Source organism: Arthrobacter sp. H14 (assembly GCF_000520495.1).
Lineage (GTDB): Bacteria > Actinomycetota > Actinomycetes > Actinomycetales > Micrococcaceae > Arthrobacter_C.
The window spans coordinates 737-2659 of record NZ_KI914636.1 but is presented as its reverse complement, the minus strand read 5'-3'; the positions used below and the strand labels follow the sequence as shown (position 1 = coordinate 2659).

Here is a 1923-nt window from a genome sequence, read left to right as displayed (position 1 = left end):
CGGCGCTGGCGATGTTCACGGTCGGGTACGGGGCGAACCAGTTCGTTCCGTTGCTGGTGGTCTACCGTTCTACGTTGAGCCTGTCCGACGCCCAGGCCACAGCGGTCTTCGGGGTATATGCTTTGGGCCTGATTCCGGGTTTGGTGGCGGGCGGGCGTGCCAGCGACGCACACGGACGCAGGACACTCATGATAGTTTTCGCGGCGCTGTCGATGGTGGCGACAGCCGTGCTGATCACCGGCCAGTGGGGCGTGACGGGGCTGTATGCCGGCCGTTTCCTGGCCGGGGTGGTGTCCGGGGCCGTCTTCAGTATCGGCACGGCCTGGATCAAGGAACTCTCCGCAACGGCCGCGGCGGGGGCCGGATCCCGCCGTGCGGCCCTGGCGCTCACCGCAGGCTTCGGGGCGGGCCCGCTCGTTGCCGGGGCCCTCGCCCAGTGGGCGCCGGCGCCTGAGCTGCTGCCCTACCTGGTGCACCTGGTCCTCGCGGCGGTCGCCCTCGTGCTGCTCCCGTGCGCGCCGGAGACCCGGCCCGCCCGTAGTGCTCCGGTCCGCCGGGCACCATTGTTCCCCGCCTCGGCCACCAGCGGCCGGTTCCTCGGTGTCGTCGTTCCGCTTGGGCCGTGGGTGTTCGGCAGCGTCACGTTGGTGTTCACAACCCTGCCTGCTCATGCGCTTCCGCCGGACGCGGCCCTGGAGATCGCGTACCCGGGGTTGCTGGCCGCTGCCGCATTGATGGCGGGAGCGGCTGTCCAGCCCTGGGGGAGACGGTTGCACACCGTTCTGGACGGGCACGGCCCTGCTGGTGCTGCGGCCGTGGGCCTGGCCGTCGTCGCCATCGGATGCCTAGGCGCCGCCTTCGCTACCGCGAGGCCGGGGTTGCTGAGCGCTGCTGCGGCGGCGCTGCTGCTCGGTGCCGGATACGGGCTCTGCCTGGTTGTCGGCCTGGAGGAAGTCCAACGCCTCGCGGATCCCGACGAGCTCGGCTCAGTGGTCGCGCTGTTTTACAGCCTCGCCTACGCAGGCCTGGTCGTACCGTACCTCGTGGCTCTGGCGGCTCCCTCCACAGGGAATGTCAACGCCCTGCTGGGCGTGGCCGGTGCGGTCGTCCTGACCCTCGTCGGCGTACTGGTCGGTGGGAGACGCCGAGCACTCGGGAGCCTGTAGGTCCAGAGCCGGGCTGGCCCACGGAGCAGACGCAATGCCCACCTTAGGGCGGGTCGACCCTGATGTGCCTCCGATCCCGCCGCATGGCCGAAGACTCAGGTGCGGTAGCAACAAGCTTCGCCCAGAGTCCACCGTTTGCAGGACAAGTCACGATGGCCACCACTTACCGACGCCGTGCAGCAGTTTACGCAGGAGGCCGGTTTGCAGGACGTTGACGTGGTAGGCAGTTCCATGGGGGAAGCTGGCTTCCCTGAATATACCGGCAGAATATGCTTCATGAATTCTGCCCGACGGCTTCGGGTGCAACATGACAAACCCTTCCGTCTTGAAAACGGCTAGGCTTCGCGGGTTTCGGGTGATTTGGTCAGCGCCGGATCCCGTTCGGCGAGGGAGCCGACGGCGTCGTCAATCCGGGACATGGTGTCGGCATCCAAAGTCACGCCGGCACGGCGTCGTCAATCCGGGACATGGTGTCGGCATCCAAAGTCACGCCGGCTGCCTTCACGTTGGATTCGACCTGTTCGGGCCGGGAGGCTCCGATGATGGCCGAGGCCACGTTCTGGTTCTGCAGCACCCAGGCGATGGCGAGCTGGGCCATGGTCAGCCCCGCTTCCTCCGCGATTGGCTGAAGCTTCTGCACCCCGGTGAGAACGTCGTCGGACATCCAGCGTTTGATCATGTCCGCCCCGCCCTTCTCATCCGTGGCACGGGTGCCCGACGGCGGAGCTTGGCCGGGCTGGTATTTTCCGGTGAGCAC

General features: G+C 67.6%; 1 protein-coding gene and 1 pseudogene. One reads left to right on the top strand and one right to left on the bottom strand.

Features of this window, described 5'->3' with window-relative positions; genetic code table 11:
* The coding region (locus tag Y707_RS23690; RefSeq protein ID WP_035780453.1) for an MFS transporter at positions 1–1166 on the top strand (1166 nt) is incomplete at its 5' end.
* 335 nt (positions 1167–1501) lie between these two features.
* On the opposite strand, the pseudogene Y707_RS29550 reads toward Y707_RS23690, so the two are convergent.
* A pseudogene (locus tag Y707_RS29550) lies at positions 1502–1923 on the bottom strand (aldo/keto reductase); the annotation flags it as partial.